This is a genomic window from Rhodococcus sp. ACT016 (assembly GCF_050477185.1).
Taxonomy (GTDB): Bacteria; Actinomycetota; Actinomycetes; order Mycobacteriales; family Mycobacteriaceae; genus Prescottella.
Genome location: NZ_JBEAET010000001.1, coordinates 1,533,925 through 1,548,834 on the forward strand (window position 1 = coordinate 1,533,925; position 14,910 = coordinate 1,548,834).

Sequence of the window (14,910 nt, forward strand, 5' to 3'; positions counted from 1 at the left end):
CAAAGGAACTGATCGCGCCATGGCCGAACCGGTGGCCTTCACGAGTTACTACTCCGACGAGTCGAACGACGACGGGTTCCAGTGGAAGTTTCGTTGCGAGCGCTGCAGCACCGAGTACCGCTCCTCGTTCCAGCAGAACGTCTTCTCGCGCGGACGGGGCGCGCTGCGGGTGCTGCGCGACCTGTTCGGTGACAGCGTCGGAGTGCTCAACAAGGCGTCGTCCGCCGCGGAGAGCTACTCGAACAGCTGGGGCGGCTCGGCGTCGCGCTCGAAGGACAAGGCCTTCGCGGGGGCAGTCGAGGAGGTCGAGCGCGACTTCCGGCTGTGCGGCGGCTGTGGCTCGTGGGTGTGCGCACGCGTCTGTTGGAACGACCAGGTGGGCGAGTGCTCGCACTGTTCGCCGCTGGTCGCGCACCAGATCGCACGTGCGCAGGCGGATGCTCGCGGCGAGCAGATTCACGAAGCGGCCCGGCGGCAGGACTGGGCGCGGGAGTACGACGTCGCGACACCGGCCCGCGTGAGCTGTCCCACGTGCGGCGCCGATACGGCAGGCGGCCGATTCTGCTCTTCCTGCGGCACCTCGTTCGATCTGCGCACCGACTGCAGTGGCTGTGGCCACGCAGTGGAGGCCGGGGTGGCGTTTTGCTCGAATTGCGGTCAGCCCCAGTAGGTTCCGTGCGGGCGCGTCACGACTGGATGTCGCGGCGACGGAACCCGACCAGAGCCAGTCCGTAGAGCGCCGCCGCGATGACGAGCAGCACGATGAACGGCACGACGTCGAACGCGTCGGCCGGCATGTTCGACGTGAAGTGGAACGGTGACGCCCACCCGGTCCAGGCGGGGAGTACCTCGAGGAACATCCCGATCACGAGTGCGTAGCCGAGATACACCCACACCACGGCCAGCAGTCGCGGAAACCACGCGTAGACCGCGGCGGTCAGCGCGATCACCGTCAGCGTCGCCGGCAGGAAGTTCGCGGCCGAGCCGACGAGCCGGCCGAACATCGACCCGTCGTGCAGCGTCGCGGCCGCGGTGATGCCCATCGCGGCCCCGGCGGCCAGCACGATCAGCGACGTCGCGACGCTGATGACCGACAGCTGCGCGCCGAGCCACCGCCACCGCGACACCGGGCTGGCGAGCACGTCCTCGGCGCGCCCGGACGTCTCCTCGTTGCGGGCCGACTGGATCGCGGTCATCGCGTACATGCAGGCCATGATCGCCAGGAACACCAGATACAGCGCGAAGGCGCCCTGCGCGGCATTGGTCGCGCCGCCCGGCAGCAACCCGGCCAACCGGGGGTCCTGGTCGAGGAAGTCGGCGACCTGCTGACCCAGTGCCCCGATCGGGAAAGCCAGCGCGGCGACGCCGATGCCCCACGCCACGATCTGATTGCGCTGCATGCGCACCGTCAACGCCGCGATCCCGGTGAGTGCGCCACTCGCGCGGGGCCGCCCGCCGCGCGGAGCCACCAGCCCGGCGCCGACGTCGCGCCGGCCCACCACGAGGTACGCGAGCACGACGCCGACGACGACCGCCGCGAGACCGAGCAGCAGCGGCCACCACCGCTCGTCGACGTAGGCGCGTGTGGACTGCGCCCAGCCGATCGGCGAGAGCCACGACCACAGGCTCCCGTCCTCCTTGGCGCGGACGTCGCCGATCGCACGCAGCAGATACGCCACCGCGACCGCGACCAGACCCAGCCCGCTCGCCGTGCGGGCATGCTCGGTGACCTGCGAGAACAGCGCCGACGTCGCACCGAACGCGAGACCCACCATGAACACGCCCGCGGCGAGGTTCCACGACCCGAGCGCCGGCAGGCCGACGGCGGTCAGCCCGAGCCCCAGGATCAGCCCGATCAGCAGGTTCGCGAGGAGGACGATCGCGAGCCCCGAGGTGATCGGCGTGAACCGGCCGACGACGCCCGAGCGCAGCATCTCCGCGCGCCCGGTCTCCTCCTCGGTCCGCAGGTGCAGCGTCACCAACAGCACCGACATGATCGCGACCGCGATCATCGTCATGCCGGCGATCTCGTTGGCGACCATCGCGCCGAGCGTGTAGTTCGACAGCCCGTACCCCGGTCCGGCGAGCGCCGTCGCGGCGGGCGATTCGATCAGCGCGCCACGGGCCTGCCGAGACTCGGGGGTGGGGTAGAGGGTCTGGTAGCTCGACGCCAACAGCACCGTCGAGCCGCCGACCGCGATGACCCAAGCGGGCAGGCGGATCCGATCGACCCGCAATGCCAGCCGGGTGAGCGTCCACGTCCCGGCGAGCGGGTCCGTGGTCGACGTGTCCGCCGGCCTCGTGGCCTGCGTGGGTCCCGCGACCTGCGTTGTCATCGCCGCTCGATGCCCAGCGAATCGAACTCGTCGCTGTACTCGCGCAGGAACAGGTCCTCGAGGGTGGGCGGATGGGCGGTGATCGACACGATGCCTCGCCCGGCGAGCTCGGACATCACCGAGTCGATGCGGTCCGAGTCGACGTCGAAGGTGACGCTGTTGTCCTGGTCGTCGAGTGCCTTCAGGTTGTGCACCCCGGGCGCCGACGCGAGACCGTTCGGAGACTCGCGGGTGGTGGCGGTGACAGTGGTGCGCGTCAGGTGTCGGAGCTCGCGCAACGTCCCGCTCTGCACCGTGCGGCCGGCACGGATGATCGTAACCACGCCGCACAGCGACTCGACCTCGGCCAGGATGTGGCTCGAAAGCAGGATCGTGCGGCCGTCCCGCGCCGCCTCGCCGATGCAGTCCTGGAACACCACTTCCATCAACGGGTCCAGGCCGGACGTCGGTTCGTCGAGGATCAGCAATTGCGCGTCGGCGGCCAGCGCCGCGATGAGCGCCACCTTCTGCCGGTTGCCCTTCGAATACGTGCGGCCCTTGCGGGTGGGATCGAGTTCGAACCGATCCATCAGTTCCTGGCGGCGTTTGTCGTCGAGACCGCCACGCAGCCGGCCGAACAGGTCGATGGCCTCGCCGCCGGTGAGGTTGGGCCACAGGTTCACGTCGCCCGGCACGTACGCGAGGTGCCGGTGCAGACTCACCGCGTCGCGCCACGGGTCGGCGTCCAGCACCGTGACATCGCCGCCGTCGGCGCGCAGCAGACCGAGCAGCACCCGGATCGTGGTGGATTTGCCGGAACCGTTGGGGCCGAGGAAGCCGTGGACCTCGCCGGGGCCGACCTCGAGATCGAGACCGTCGAGGGCATGGACGTCACCGAAGCGTTTGGCGAGTCCGCGAACCGAGATCACCGGGTCCATCGCCCGAGCATAGGACGATCGCGACGCCGCCGACCGGGTTTACCGGGTTCCCGGACCTCGCGGACGGGTTCAGGAACCCGGCCGCGAAGCCGCGATGCGGGCGAGCGCCTGCCGCACCACCTTCGGGTCCGCGGTCTCCCAGAACGGCGGCAGCGACGCGCGCAGGTAGCCGCCGTAGCGGGCGGTGGCCAGTCGCGAGTCGAGCACTGCGACCACGCCCTTGTCGTCGACACTGCGCAGCAGGCGTCCGACGCCCTGCGCGAGCAGCAGCGCCGCGTGATTGGCGGCCACCGAGAGGAACCCGTTGCCGCCGCGCGACTCCACCGCCTGCTGGCGCGCCACCAGCAGCGGGTCGTCGGGCCGGGGGAACGGGATCCGGTCCAGGATCACCAGGCTCAGCGACGGACCGGGTACGTCGACGCCCTGCCACAGCGACAGCGTGCCGAACAGCGTCGTCGACTCGTCCTCAGCGAACTTCTTCACCAGCGTGCCGGTCGAGTCGTCGCCCTGGCACAGCACCGGCACGTCGAGGCGGTCACGCATGGCTTCGGCGGCGGCCTTCGCGGCGCGCATCGACGAGAACAATCCGAGCGTCCGGCCGCCGGCCGCGGTGACCAGCTCCTCGATCTCGTCGAGGAACACCGGCGACAGGCCGTCGCGTCCCGGTGGCGGCAGGTGCCGCGCAATGTACATGATCCCGGACTTGGCGTGGTCGAACGGCGACCCCACGTCGAGCGAATTCCAGTGCAGCGCACCGGCATCCGACGGCACCTCCTTGCCGATCGCGGTCGTGGTGTCGCTGCGCGACGGCGACTCCGGCGGCAGGCCCCAGTTCACCGCGAGGCCGTCGAAGGAACCGCCGACCGTCAACGTCGCCGACGTCAGCACCACCGTGGACTCAGCGAACAGGCTCGCCCGCAGCAGGCCGCCGACCGACAGTGGCGCCATCCGCACCACCCGGCGAACATTGCCGCGGTTCTCCTCGACCGACAGCCACACGACGTCCTTGCGCTTCGCCGGGTCCGGTTCGTCGAACGCGGTGAGCACGCGCACGGCGCTGTCGTGGACCTCGTCGATCGCCGACAGCGCGGCGTTGCGGGCGGCCGCGGCCTCAGGGTCGGCCGCCGCCATCCCCGGCTTGGACGGCCCGATCGCGGTGCGCACGTTCCACGCGGCGTCGCGCACGGCGGCCAACGCCAGCGGGGCGCCGTCGGGCAGCGCGTCCCAGCGCTCGCCCGGCAACTGCTCGAGCAGTTCGGACCAGCCTTCGGCGGCGGCCTCGAGCCGATCGACGTCCTGCTCCTCGACCAGTTTCACGCAGCGGCGGGCCGCGGCGCTGATCGCCGACGCCGCCAGTTCCGCCGTCGCGACGCCGGTGACCCGGTCCACGAGCTCGTGGGCCTCGTCGATCACGACGACGTCGTGCTCGGGCAGCACCGCGATCCCGGAGATCGCGTCGATGGCGAGCATCGCGTGATTGGTGACCACCACGTCCACCTTCGCGGCCTCGGCGCGGGCACGTTCGGCGAAGCAGTCCTCGCCGACGGGGCACCGGGACTTGCCGAGGCACTCGCGGGCGCTGACGCTCACCTGCCGCCACGCCTGGTCGCTCACACCCGGCACGAGATCGTCGCGGTCGCCGGTCTCGGTGTCCGACGACCACTTGGTGAGTCGCTGCACCTCGCGGCCCAGCCGGGAGACCGCGAACGCGTCGAACAGCTCGGCCTCCGGCGGATCGTCCTGCGCCATCCCGGTGTGGATCTTGTTCATGCACAGGTAGTTACCGCGGCCCTTGAGGATCGCGAACCGGGGAAGACGGCCCAGCGCGGGCTTCAACGCCTCCGCGAGGCGGGGCATGTCGCGATCCACCAACTGGCGTTGCAGTGCGATCGTCGCGGTCGAGACGACGACGGTCCGCCCGGACTCGACGGCGTGCCGGACGCTGGGCACGAGATACGCGAGCGACTTGCCGGTGCCGGTGCCGGCCTGCACCGCAAGGTGCTCGCCGGTGTCGATCGAGTGCGCGACCGCCGACGCCATCGTCAGCTGGTTCTTGCGTTCCTTGCCGCCGAGGGAGCGGACCGCGAGCTTGAGGAGTTCGGGGACGGTGGGCAGCTCACGGTCGGGCACCGCAACAGGGTACTGCGCGCCACTGTCAGGTGCGGTCGGCGACCTCGCCCACCAGTTCGATGCCGGCGTGATCGAGCTCGGTCAGCGCGGCCGCGACCGTGTCGGGGGCCACGCCCGCGGTGTAGGAGAGCAGCACCCGGGTGCGGAAGCCCTCCGTCGCCGCGTCCAGCGCCGTTGCGCGCACGCAGTGATCGGTGGCGATGCCGACGACGTCGACTGCGTCGACGTCGTGTCGGCGCAGCCAGTCGGCGAGGGATTCGCCCTTCGGCGACACGCCCTCGAATCCCGAGTAGGCGGCGCTGTACGCGCCCTTGGAGAACACCTCCTCGATGGGCTCCATCTCGAGCGACGGATGGAATTCGGCGCCCGGCGTGCCGGCCCGGCAGTGCGGCGGCCACGTGTCGACGAAGTCCGGGTGATCCGAGAAGTGGGGGCCCGGATCGATGTGGCGGTCGCGTGTCGCGACGATCGCGGCATACCCCGCACCGGTGAACAGGTCGTTGACGTCGGCGGCGACCGTCGCGCCGCCGGTCACCGCGAGCGCCCCGCCCTCGCAGAAGTCGTTCTGGACGTCAGTGACGATCAGTGCCCGTCCGGTCATGTTCGCCACTCCTCTCAGGTCGTGATCGTCGGCTCGGCCGACGTGACGAAGCGGGTCGGCACGGCCGGATCGCCGTGCGACAGCTTGAGTCCCTCCCACGGCAGGCTCACGAGATTTCGTGCCAGCAGCGCGCGGCTGTCCTCGAGAGTCGGCAGGCCGGCGACGGTCTCGCCGCCACGTACCAGCGGGATCAGCAACTCGCGAGACGCGAGCGCGCCGGGATCGGGTACCGGCTCGCCGGCGCGGTACAGGACCTCCTCGACGACCGTGCCCGACGCCCGACTGAGCCGGACCGCGCGCTTGGTGCCGCCCCGCGACTGCTTCTGGGCGCTGCGCTTCTCGACCGGCACGCCGTCGACCTCGACGAGCTTGTAGACCATGCCCGCCGTCGGCGCGCCCGATCCCGTCACCAGCGACGTCCCCACGCCGTACGCGTCGACCGGTTCGGCGCGCAGCGCGGCGATCGCGTACTCGTCGAGATCACCCGACACGACGATCCTGGTGCCGGTCGCGCCGAGACCGTCCAACTGGTCGCGGACCTGCCGCGCGAGCACACCCAGGTCGCCCGAGTCGATCCGCACGCCGCCGAGTCCGCTACCGGCCGCGGCGACGGCGTTCTTGACGCCCTGCGTGATGTCGTAAGTGTCGACCAGCAGCGTCGTGCCGACCCCGAGCGCCGCGACTTGTGCCCGGAAGGCGGCCTCCTCGTTCGCGCTCCCGTCGGTGGTGTGCAGCAACGTGAAAGCGTGTGCGCTGGTGCCTGCTCCGGGCACCCCGTGCCGTCGGACTGCCTCGAGATTCGACGTCGCGTCGAAGCCGGCGAGGTAGGCGGCACGGGCGCACGCCACCGCCGACTCCTCGTGTGCGCGACGCGACCCCATCTCGATCAGCCTGCGCCCGTCGGCGGCACTCACCATGCGGGCCGCCGCCGACGCGATCGCGCTGTCGTGGTTGAGGATCGACAACGCGAGGGTTTCGAGTAGGACACATTCGGCGAACGTCCCGCGCACCGACAGGATCGGGGAGCCGGGGAAGTAGAGCTCGCCCTCGCGGTAGCCGTCGATGTCACCGGAGAAGCGGAAGTCACGCAGCCACTCGACCGTCGCGGTGTTCAGGAATCGGGACACGATCTCGAGTTCGGGCTCCCCGAACCGGAAGCGCGCCAAGGCATCCGGAATCCGGCCCATGCCGCCGACCACACCGTAGCGGCGTCCGTCGGGCAGGCGCCGGGCGAAGACCTCGAAGCTGCACGGACGATGCGCCGAGCCGTCGGAGAGGGCGGCCTCGAGCATCGTCAACTCGTACTGGTCGGTGAACAGCGCCGTGCTCGGACGGTCGCCGGTGCGCTGCAGGGGAACGGTTGCCACGCGCCCAACTTTACGATTCGGCTACCGGGCGCGGGTGTCGAGTTCGATGCCCACGCCGTACCCTGGACCCATGGCGCAGTGCTCCACGATGACTCCCCCGACCGCGGTTCCGGTCGGCAAGATGCCCGCCGCAGCGCCCCAGGAGGCGGAAGTCGAGCAGATGACCGAGGCGCTGGATCGGCCTTGGGTCACCGTCGTCTGGGACGATCCCGTCAATCTGATGCACTACGTGACGTACATCTTCCAGAAGCTGTTCGGCTACAGCAAAGCCAAGGCTACGGACCTGATGATGCAGGTTCACAAGGAAGGCAAGGCGGTCGTCTCGAGTGGCTCGCGCGACAAGGTCGAGAACGACGTGCGCAAGCTGCACGCCGCCGGCCTGTGGGCCACGATGCAGCGCGACAGCAGCTAGACGCCCATCCACCCATCCCGACGTAAGGATCCCGGTACAGACGTGCGGACTTGGACGAGGAAGAACTCGCTCGGCGGATTGAAACTGCGCTCGGAGATGGACGCGCACGAGGCGGCGGTGCTGCGGTCCCTGGTGTCCTCGGTGACCGGGTTGCTCGAGGACCGGGCCGCCTCCGCACCGACCGACGAACTGGCCGCGCTCACGGGTATGCGGACCGGCAACTCGGAGACACCGGACGACGCCGTCCTCGCGCGACTGCTGCCGGATTTCCAGCGGGCCGATCCCGACGCCCAGCACGACGATCCGGAGCAGGGCAACGTCAACAGCGCACTGCGCAGCCTGCACGAACCGGACATCATCGACGAGAAGATCGCGGCCGGCGCGGTCATCCTCCGGACGGTGCCCGCCGACGGCGGCAAGGTCGCGCTCACCCCGGAGCAGGCGGACGCGTGGCTCGCCGGGCTCAACGACATCCGCCTGGCGCTGGGTACCAACCTCGGGATCGACGCCGACACACCGGACGAGTTGGAGGAAGGCGACCCCCGGGCCCCGCACCTCGACGTCTACCACTGGTTGACGTGGATGCAGGACTCGCTCGTCCAGGCGTTGTTGTCGTGACGGCGCCCCGGAGCGCGGTCGTGACGGGCCCGTCGGACTCCCTGTGCGATGTCGCCGGCGTCCTCGTCGGCCACGACCACCGCCTCGACCCCGACACCACCCTCGGCTCCGGTGGCGCGACCGGGTGCACCGTCGTGCTCGTCCCCTCCGGTGCGACGGCCGGCGTCGACGTGCGCGGCGGCGGCCCCGGCACACGCGAGACCGACCTGCTCGACCCGAGTCACTCGGTGCAGCACGTGAACGCGGTGCTGCTCTCCGGTGGCAGCGCGTACGGCCTGGCCGCCGCGGACGGTGTCATGCGTTGGCTCGAGGAACACGAGCACGGCATCCCGATGGGCGCACCCGGCCAGGTGGTCCCGATCGTGCCCGGCGCGGTGATCTTCGATCTGCCCGTCGGCGACTGGCGCGTCCGGCCCAACGCGGAGTTCGGCTACCGCGCGGCCGACCGGGCCGGCACCACCGTCGAAACCGGCTGTGTCGGCGGCGGCACTGGGGCGCGGGCCGGGATCCTCAAGGGCGGTGTCGGTACCGCCAGCACGGTGATCCAGGGCGGACCGGCCGACGGCGTGACCGTCGCCGCGCTCATGGTCGCCAATCCGGTCGGCTCGGTGTGGGACCCGGAGACGGGTCTGCCGTGGGGCCTGTCGGCGGCGGACGCCGAGCGGCGCGGCATGCGGCGACCGTCGTCCGACGAACTCGCCGCCGCGAACGTGCTGGGGGAGAAGGCGACCGTCCTCAACACCACGATCGGGGTGGTCGTGACCGACGCGAAGCTGTCGAAGGCGTCGTGCCGCCGGGTTGCGGTCGCGGGACACGACGGCATGGCCCGCGCGATCCGGCCCGCGCATTCGCCGCTCGACGGCGACACGATCTTCGCGCTCGCGACCGGGACCCACGCGACCCCGTCCCCGGACGGTGTCCCCGCGGCGTTCCCGGCCGAACTGCCGATCCTGGACGCGGTCTGCACGGCGGCCGCGCAGTGTGTGCAGCGGGCGATCGTCGACGCGATCCTGTCGGCGACCACGGTGGCCGGCATCCCCAGCTACCGGGACGTGTTCCCGTCGGCGTTCGGGACTTCCGGCTAAATCGCGCGGCCGTTCGCCACCGACCGCTTCGCGACAGTGGTCGGTACGCTCGACATCGTGACAGCCGGATCCGAACTGCGAACGAACACTCCGCGCGCCCCGCGCCCGATATGGCAACGGGCCGCGACGACCATCGGTGGTTTCGTCGCGGTGCTGTACGTGCTCGAGGCGATCGACACCGTGACGGGGAACCCGCTGGACGCGTGGGGCGTCGAGCCACGGACCCTCGACGGGCTGTGGGGCATCCTGTTCGCGCCGATGCTGCACTTCGGCTGGGGCCACCTGCTGGCCAACACGGTCCCGCTGTTGATTCTCGGCTTCCTGGTGCTGCTCTCCGGGATCGGTCGAGGGCTCGCCGCCACCGGGATCATCTGGGTGATCGGCGGGCTCGGAACCTGGCTGACCGGCGGCGCCGGCACACATCTCGGTGCGTCCGTCCTGGTGTTCGGCTGGCTCACCTACCTGCTGGTGCGCGGCATCTTCACCCGCAACATCGGGCAGATCCTGCTCGGAGTGGTGGTGCTGTTCGTCTACGGCGGCATGCTGTGGGGCGTGCTGCCCGGCCAGTACGGGATCTCGTGGCAGGGGCACCTGTTCGGGGCCATCGGCGGTGTCGTGGCGGCGTGGGCGCTGTCGTCGGACACCCGGCGGAAGGTGGTTCCAGCGCCCGGGATCGGCGGTTCGTCGACGATGTCGCCACCGTTGGGGTGACTCGGCCGTCACATAGCCGGACTGCGAAACGGCGCATCACAATCCGCGGTCCGATGTGAGTTGACGCCGCCGAAAGTTGCCGAAGCTTTTTGAAGGCCGGGTGATCGTGGCAGCATAGCTTGCATGCGCATTACGGTCCTGGGATGTTCGGGCAGTGTCTCCGGACCTGACTCGGCAGCGTCGGGCTACTTGTTGACGGCGCCGGGCACCCCTCCGGTCGTCATGGATTTCGGCCCCGGCGTCCTCGGTGCCCTGCAGAAGTACGCCGATCCCGGCGAGGCCACGATCCTGCTCTCGCACCTGCACGCCGACCACTGCCTCGACATGCCAGGTCTGCTCGTCTGGCGTCGCTACCACCCGAAGCCGCCCACTGGGCGTGCCCTCGTCTACGGGCCCACCGACAGCGCGTGCCGCATCGGTGTCGCCTCCGCGGAGTGCGGCGGCGAACTCGACGACATCTCCGACACCATCGACCTGCGGAGCTGGTCCGACGGCCACATCGCCGAGATCGGTGAGATCACGGTGCAGGCGTGGCAGGTGAACCACCCGCCGGAGTCGTACGGCTTCCGCGTCACCAGCAAGGAAGGGCGCGTCCTCGCCTACACCGGCGACACCGGAATGTGCGACGCCGTCGTCGACCTCGCGCGCGGTGCGGACGTGCTGCTGTCGGAGGCGTCGTGGACGCACAGCCCGGACCGGCCCGAGGGCATCCACCTGTCCGGCACCGAGGCCGGCCAGGTCGCCGCACGCGCCGGGGTCGGCGAACTGCTGCTCACCCACATTCCGCCGTGGACGTCCCGCGAGGACGTCATCGCCGAGGCCAAGGCGGAGTTCTCCGGCCCGGTTCACGCGGTGTCGGCCGGCGACGTCTACACCGTCTGACCTTCGCCCGCACGGTCACCTCCGCCGGGCGCCTCGTGGTCGGCGCCGCCGACTAGGCTCTCCCAATGTGACGACACGAGAAGACGGTAGGGCGGACGACGAACTCCGCGAGGTCCGGATCACGCGCGGCTTCACGAACCATCCCGCAGGTTCGGTGCTGGTCGAGTTCGGCAATACGCGGGTCATGTGCACCGCGAGCGTGGAGGCCGGCGTGCCGCGCTGGCGCAAGGGCTCCGGGCTGGGCTGGCTCACCGCCGAATACGCGATGCTGCCCGCCGCGACCCACACCCGCAGCGGCCGCGAATCGGTCAAGGGCAAGGTCGGCGGGCGCACCCAGGAGATCAGCCGACTGGTCGGCCGCTCGCTGCGCGCATGCATCGACCTCGCGGCGATCGGCGAGAACACGATCGCCATCGACTGCGACGTGCTCCAGGCCGACGGCGGCACCCGCACCGCGGCCATCACCGGCGCGTACGTCGCACTCGTCGACGCCGTGACCTACCTGCGTGCCGCCGACCGGCTGGCGGATCCGCAGCCGATCTCGTGCGCGATCGCCGCCGTCAGCGTCGGCGTCGTCGACGGCCGCGTCCGGCTGGACCTGCCCTACGAGGAGGATTCGCGCGCCGAGGTCGACATGAACGTCGTCGCGACCGATACCGGCACGCTCGTCGAGATCCAGGGCACCGGCGAGGGCGCTACGTTCCCGCGCTCGACGCTCGACAAGCTGCTCGATTCGGCGCTCGCCGGCTGCGAGAAGCTGTTCGAGGTCCAGAAGGCTGTGCTCGCCGAGCCCTACCCGGGCGTGCTGCCCGAGTCGGCCGAGCCCAAGAAGAAGGCGTTCGGCAGTTGAGCGGAAAGATCCTCGTCGCCAGCCGCAACGCCAAGAAGCTCGGTGAGCTGCGCCGCGTCCTCGCCGCCGCCGGGATCGAGGGGCTCGAGGTGATCGGCCTCGACGAGGTCCCCGAGTTCCCGGAGACGCCCGAGACCGGTGCGACGTTCGAGGAGAACGCGATCGTCAAGGCCGTCGACGGCGCCGCCGCCACCGGGCTGCCCTGCGTCGCCGACGACTCGGGACTCGAGGTCGACGCACTGAACGGCATGCCCGGCGTGTTGTCGGCCCGGTGGAGCGGCGGGCACGGCGACGACGACGCCAACACCGCACTGCTGCTCGGTCAGCTGTCGGACGTGCCGGCCGAGCGCCGCGGCGCCGCGTTCGTGTCGGCGTGTGCGCTCGCGATCCCGGGTGCGGAGACGGTGGTGGTGCGCGGCGAGTGGCGCGGACGGATCGTCCGCGAGTCGCGCGGCGAGAACGGGTTCGGCTACGACCCCGTCTTCGAGCCCGAGGGCGAGCAGCGGACGTCGGCCGAGCTGTCGCCGCAGGAGAAGGACGCTGCCTCGCACCGGGGCCGCGCACTGGCGCAACTGGTGCCGGCGCTGGCCGAGTTGGCGAAGGCCTGACGCCTCACGAATGCACCAAGGGCCCGTCTCGTCCGAGACGGGCCCTTCGGCGTACGTGGGTGCGATCGATCAGATCCCGAAGTCCTTCTTGACCTGGACCGTGCGCCAGTGCTCGACGAAGAACGACAGGAACGGGATGGTGCCGGCGAGCAGCGTCCCGATGGTGCGGCCCGCGGGCCAGCGCACCTTGACCGCGAGGTCGATCGTCATGATCAGGTAGACGAAGTACACCCAGCCGTGGACGATCGCGATCCAGGTCGGCAGATTGTCGACGCTGAAGATGTACTTGGCTACCATCTCGGCGGTGAGCACGAGGAGCCAGATGCCGGTCGCGTACGCGAGGACGCGGTAGCGCAGGAGCGCCGACGCGATCTTCTGGTTGTCCTGCTGTGCGGGCGCCGCCTGGGGCGCGGTCTGCTGTGGGGTGGTCTCGTGGGGGCCGCCGCTCACTTGTCGCTCCTATCGGGCTCGCGAGCGGAGAGCTCGGCGAGGTAATCGTTGTACTCGAGCATCTGCCGGGCCTCGGGGTCGTCCAGGTCCTCGGCTCTCGGCGTCGTCGCGTTCGCCTTGGGGCGTTTCGGAAGCAGGCCCTCGGGAACCTCGGTCGGACCGTCCGTCGAGACGTCGGCTTCGGCCGCCGGGTCTCCGTCCTCGAGCTGGACGAACCGCCGGTAGGCGTAGACGACGAACGCCGCGAACAGGGGCCATTGGAACGCGTAGCCGAGGTTCTGACCCGTGCCACCCGCGGACTCGAATCGCGTCCACTGCCACCAGCCGAGCGCCAGGCATCCGACGGCGGCGACGACGACCAGCAGAATCAGTGCTGGTCGGCTCTTTCGACTGGTTCGGGCCACACTTCGACGGTACCCGAGGTGGGGAGGGTCGCCGTAGGCGTCCGGGGTGGTTCTGGTCACCGGACCCGCAGGCAAGACGCCGTCCCGGTGCGCGTTTCCGTTCCGCGCGGGTCGTCTGGCAGAATGAGCCGCTGTTCGTCGCATCCGGTTACGTACCGCGCGGCGGTCACAGGAGAGAGGCAAAACCGGACTCGCCACCCTGGCGGGTCGCTGAATTGCACGTGACACGTGTGCACTCGTGTGCGCACTGAAGGAGATACGCAGCGCATGGCTGTCAAGATCAAGCTCACCCGCCTCGGCAAGATCCGCAACCCGCAGTACCGGATCATCGTCGCGGACTCTCGCACCCGCCGCAACGGCCGTGCGATCGAGACCATCGGCAAGTACCACCCCAAGGAAGAGCCCTCGCTGATCGAGATCGATTCGGAGCGCGCTCAGTACTGGCTGGGTGTCGGCGCGCAGCCGACCGAGCCGGTCGAGAACCTGCTGAAGATCACCGGTGACTGGCAGAAGTTCAAGGGCCTGCCGGGCGCCGAGGGCACCCTGAAGGTCAAGGAGCCGAAGCCGTCCAAGCTGGAGCTGTTCCAGGCTGCGCTGGCGCAGGCCGAGAACGAGCCGGTTTCCGAGGCCATCACGCCCAAGAAGAAGAAGGCTGCGAAGGAAGAGGCCGCCGAGGCTCCCGCCGCTGACGCCGAGTCCACCGAGGCTGCCGAGTAATGAGCGCCGTTGTCGCCGATGCCGTCGAGCATCTCGTCCGTGGGATCGTCGCCAACCCCGACGACGTTCGCGTCGAGCTGATCACCGGGCGTCGGGGGCGCACCGTCGAGGTGCATGTGCACCCCGACGATCTCGGTAAGGTGATCGGTCGCGGTGGTCGTACCGCGACCGCCCTGCGGACCCTCGTCTCCGGTATCGGGGGCCGTGGGATCCGCGTCGACGTCGTCGACACCGATCAGTAGAACCGCAGTGGAACTCGTCGTGGGCCGCGTCGCCAAGTCGCACGGCATCAGGGGAGAACTGGTCGTCGAGGTTCGTACCGACGAACCCGAGAAGCGCTTCTCCGTCGGTGCCGAACTGCGTGGTCGCAAGCCGCGCGAGACCAAGCTGCACACATACACGGTGGAAGCCGCCCGGGAGCATTCCGGGCGGCTTCTGCTGCGCCTCGACGGCGTAGCCGATCGCACCGCCGCGGACAACCTGCGCGGCACGCTGTTCGTGATCGATACCGCTGATCTCACCCCGTCCGACGATCCGGACGAGTTCTACGACCACGAGCTCGAGGGCCTGTCCGTGCGCATGGCCGCCGGGCGCCCCGACGCCGGTACGCCCGTCGGCACCGTGATCGAGGTATTGCATTCCGCGGCAGGCGAATTGCTGTCGATCCGCCCGGAAGGGCAGACGTCCGGCGAGCTTCTGGTCCCGTTCGTGACGGCGATCGTGCCGACCGTCTCGGTGGCCGATCGTGTCATCGAGATCGACCCGCCCGAGGGCCTGCTGGATCCCGACTTCGGCGACAGCCGCAACGAGGAGTGACCGAAC

The 14,910-nt window shown here is 70.1% G+C and carries 18 protein-coding genes; 11 read left to right on the forward strand and 7 right to left on the reverse strand.

Annotated features, from left to right (window positions below; genetic code table 11):
* The first annotated feature begins 19 nt into the window (after positions 1–19).
* Positions 20–670 (forward strand): double zinc ribbon domain-containing protein, encoded by a 651-nt coding sequence (locus ACQ5DX_RS07060; RefSeq protein ID WP_430331953.1) that lies wholly within the window; start codon positions 20–22, stop codon positions 668–670.
* 16 nt (positions 671–686) lie between these two features.
* On the opposite strand, the gene ACQ5DX_RS07065 is transcribed toward ACQ5DX_RS07060, so the two are convergent.
* The 5 genes from ACQ5DX_RS07065 to ACQ5DX_RS07085 form a co-directional block, all read right to left on the reverse strand.
* Positions 687–2,336: an ABC transporter permease gene (locus ACQ5DX_RS07065; RefSeq protein WP_430331954.1), complete on the reverse strand. Its 1,650-nt coding sequence runs from the start codon at positions 2,334–2,336 to the stop codon at positions 687–689.
* The gene (locus tag ACQ5DX_RS07070) at positions 2,333–3,253 is read right to left on the reverse strand and encodes an ATP-binding cassette domain-containing protein (protein WP_430331955.1); all 921 of its coding nucleotides are present in this window, start codon (positions 3,251–3,253) and stop codon (positions 2,333–2,335) included. Before ACQ5DX_RS07070 ends, ACQ5DX_RS07065 begins: the two co-directional genes overlap by 4 nt.
* A 69-nt stretch (positions 3,254–3,322) precedes the next feature.
* Entirely contained in the window at positions 3,323–5,383 is a 2,061-nt protein-coding gene (locus tag ACQ5DX_RS07075) for an ATP-dependent DNA helicase (RefSeq protein WP_430331956.1), read from the reverse strand.
* 25 nt (positions 5,384–5,408) lie between these two features.
* Positions 5,409–5,984, reverse strand: a complete 576-nt coding sequence (locus ACQ5DX_RS07080) for an isochorismatase family protein (RefSeq protein WP_430331957.1) — start codon at positions 5,982–5,984, stop codon at positions 5,409–5,411.
* Between the two features lie 14 nt (positions 5,985–5,998).
* Positions 5,999–7,351: a nicotinate phosphoribosyltransferase gene (locus ACQ5DX_RS07085; protein ID WP_430331958.1), complete on the reverse strand. Its 1,353-nt coding sequence runs from the start codon at positions 7,349–7,351 to the stop codon at positions 5,999–6,001.
* A 121-nt stretch (positions 7,352–7,472) separates the two neighbouring features.
* On the opposite strand from ACQ5DX_RS07085, the gene clpS reads away from it, so the two are divergent.
* From clpS to rdgB, 7 genes are all read left to right on the forward strand, one after another.
* Positions 7,473–7,763 carry an ATP-dependent Clp protease adapter ClpS gene (clpS, locus tag ACQ5DX_RS07090; protein WP_430335569.1) on the forward strand — a complete coding sequence of 97 codons (291 nt, stop codon included), beginning with the start codon at positions 7,473–7,475 and terminating at the stop codon, positions 7,761–7,763.
* Positions 7,764–7,805: 42 nt separating this feature from the next.
* Entirely contained in the window at positions 7,806–8,381 is a 576-nt protein-coding gene (locus tag ACQ5DX_RS07095; RefSeq protein WP_430331959.1) for a DUF2017 domain-containing protein, read from the forward strand.
* A complete protein-coding gene (locus tag ACQ5DX_RS07100) occupies positions 8,378–9,466 on the forward strand; it encodes a P1 family peptidase (protein WP_430331960.1) in 1,089 nt (362 codons plus the stop codon). Before ACQ5DX_RS07095 ends, ACQ5DX_RS07100 begins: the two co-directional genes overlap by 4 nt.
* A gap of 57 nt (positions 9,467–9,523) precedes the next feature.
* Positions 9,524–10,177: a rhomboid family intramembrane serine protease gene (locus ACQ5DX_RS07105; protein ID WP_430331961.1), complete on the forward strand. Its 654-nt coding sequence runs from the start codon at positions 9,524–9,526 to the stop codon at positions 10,175–10,177.
* Positions 10,178–10,300: 123 nt separating this feature from the next.
* Positions 10,301–11,059: a cyclic nucleotide-degrading phosphodiesterase gene (locus ACQ5DX_RS07110; protein ID WP_430331962.1), complete on the forward strand. Its 759-nt coding sequence runs from the start codon at positions 10,301–10,303 to the stop codon at positions 11,057–11,059.
* Between the two features lie 67 nt (positions 11,060–11,126).
* Positions 11,127–11,909 (forward strand): ribonuclease PH, encoded by a 783-nt coding sequence (gene rph, locus ACQ5DX_RS07115; RefSeq protein WP_430331963.1) that lies wholly within the window; start codon positions 11,127–11,129, stop codon positions 11,907–11,909.
* On the forward strand, positions 11,906–12,517 hold the full coding sequence (rdgB, locus tag ACQ5DX_RS07120; protein ID WP_430331964.1) for an RdgB/HAM1 family non-canonical purine NTP pyrophosphatase: 612 nt from the start codon (positions 11,906–11,908) through the stop codon (positions 12,515–12,517). Before rph ends, rdgB begins: the two co-directional genes overlap by 4 nt.
* Before the next feature lie 69 nt (positions 12,518–12,586).
* Here the strand turns inward: rdgB and ACQ5DX_RS07125 are convergent, their stop codons facing one another.
* Both ACQ5DX_RS07125 and ACQ5DX_RS07130 read right to left on the reverse strand, forming a co-directional pair.
* Complete coding sequence (locus ACQ5DX_RS07125) at positions 12,587–12,967, reverse strand: DUF3817 domain-containing protein (RefSeq protein WP_430331965.1); 381 nt, start codon at positions 12,965–12,967, stop codon at positions 12,587–12,589.
* Positions 12,964–13,371 carry a transcriptional regulator gene (locus ACQ5DX_RS07130; RefSeq protein WP_430331966.1) on the reverse strand — a complete coding sequence of 136 codons (408 nt, stop codon included), beginning with the start codon at positions 13,369–13,371 and terminating at the stop codon, positions 12,964–12,966. Before ACQ5DX_RS07130 ends, ACQ5DX_RS07125 begins: the two co-directional genes overlap by 4 nt.
* Before the next feature lie 267 nt (positions 13,372–13,638).
* Here ACQ5DX_RS07130 and rpsP point away from each other — a divergent pair, with 267 nt between their 5' ends.
* The 3 genes from rpsP to rimM are packed head-to-tail and all read left to right on the forward strand — an operon-like array spanning position 13,639 to position 14,904.
* A complete protein-coding gene (gene rpsP, locus ACQ5DX_RS07135) occupies positions 13,639–14,088 on the forward strand; it encodes a 30S ribosomal protein S16 (protein ID WP_127916022.1) in 450 nt (149 codons plus the stop codon).
* Positions 14,088–14,330 (forward strand): RNA-binding protein, encoded by a 243-nt coding sequence (locus tag ACQ5DX_RS07140; protein WP_003939023.1) that lies wholly within the window; start codon positions 14,088–14,090, stop codon positions 14,328–14,330. Before rpsP ends, ACQ5DX_RS07140 begins: the two co-directional genes overlap by 1 nt.
* A 7-nt stretch (positions 14,331–14,337) precedes the next feature.
* Complete coding sequence (gene rimM / locus ACQ5DX_RS07145) at positions 14,338–14,904, forward strand: ribosome maturation factor RimM (protein WP_430331967.1); 567 nt, start codon at positions 14,338–14,340, stop codon at positions 14,902–14,904.
* Positions 14,905–14,910 lie beyond the last annotated feature (6 nt).

Bases quoted from the DNA above. Each gene is read 5' to 3' on its own strand.
- ACQ5DX_RS07060 (WP_430331953.1), top strand. From the start codon at position 20: ATGGCCGAACCGGTGGCCTTCACGAGTTACTACTCCGACGAGTCGAAC.
- ACQ5DX_RS07065 (WP_430331954.1), bottom strand. From the start codon at position 2,336: ATGACAACGCAGGTCGCGGGACCCACGCAGGCCACGAGGCCGGCGGAC.
- ACQ5DX_RS07070 (WP_430331955.1), bottom strand. From the start codon at position 3,253: ATGGACCCGGTGATCTCGGTTCGCGGACTCGCCAAACGCTTCGGTGAC.
- ACQ5DX_RS07080 (WP_430331957.1), bottom strand. From the start codon at position 5,984: ATGACCGGACGGGCACTGATCGTCACTGACGTCCAGAACGACTTCTGC.
- clpS (WP_430335569.1), top strand. From the start codon at position 7,473: ATGCCCGCCGCAGCGCCCCAGGAGGCGGAAGTCGAGCAGATGACCGAG.
- ACQ5DX_RS07110 (WP_430331962.1), top strand. From the start codon at position 10,301: ATGCGCATTACGGTCCTGGGATGTTCGGGCAGTGTCTCCGGACCTGAC.
- rpsP (WP_127916022.1), top strand. From the start codon at position 13,639: ATGGCTGTCAAGATCAAGCTCACCCGCCTCGGCAAGATCCGCAACCCG.
- ACQ5DX_RS07140 (WP_003939023.1), top strand. From the start codon at position 14,088: ATGAGCGCCGTTGTCGCCGATGCCGTCGAGCATCTCGTCCGTGGGATC.